We start from the raw sequence: 764 nt of genomic DNA on the forward strand, positions 1-764 counted from the left end.
GGCTCCGACTGGCTCGGCGACCAGGACGCGATCGAGTTCATGTGCCGCGAGGCGCCCAACGCCGTCTACGAGCTCGAACACTTCGGCATGCCGTTTGACCGCAACGCCGACGGCACGATTTACCAGCGTCCGTTCGGCGGCCACACCGCGAACTACGGCGAGAAGCCCGTGCAGCGCGCGTGCGCTGCGGCTGACCGCACCGGTCACGCGCTGCTGCACACGCTGTACCAGCAGAACGTTGCGGCCAAGACGCAGTTCTTCGTCGAGTGGATGGCGCTCGATCTGATCCGCGACGCCGACGGCGACGTGCTTGGCGTGACCGCGCTCGAAATGGAAACGGGCGAGGTCTACATCCTCGAAGGCAAGACGACGCTGTTCGCCACGGGCGGCGCGGGCCGGATCTTCGCGGCCTCGACCAACGCGTTCATCAACACCGGCGACGGCCTCGGTATGGCGGCGCGCTCGGGCATCGCGCTGCAGGACATGGAGTTCTGGCAGTTCCACCCGACCGGCGTGGCCGGCGCGGGCGTGCTGATCACCGAAGGCGTGCGCGGCGAAGGCGGCATCCTGCGGAATTCGAACGGCGAGCGTTTCATGGAACGCTACGCGCCGACCCTGAAGGATCTGGCGCCGCGCGACTTTGTTTCGCGCTCGATGGACCAGGAGATCAAGGAAGGCCGCGGCGTGGGTCCGAACAAGGACCACGTGCTGCTGGACCTGTCGCACATCGGCGCGGAGACGATCATGAAGCGTCTGCCGTCGAT

Annotated in this window: 1 protein-coding gene; it reads left to right on the forward strand. The window is 66.9% G+C overall.

Features of this window, described 5'->3' with window-relative positions:
• Positions 1–764 (forward strand): FAD-binding protein (locus ACTJLB_RS32420; RefSeq protein ID WP_440785661.1); only part of this gene is annotated, 764 nt, incomplete at both ends.

The sequence above is a fragment of the Paraburkholderia sp. 22098 genome (assembly GCF_052045935.1).
In the GTDB taxonomy this organism is placed as follows: domain Bacteria; phylum Pseudomonadota; class Gammaproteobacteria; order Burkholderiales; family Burkholderiaceae; genus Paraburkholderia; species Paraburkholderia caledonica.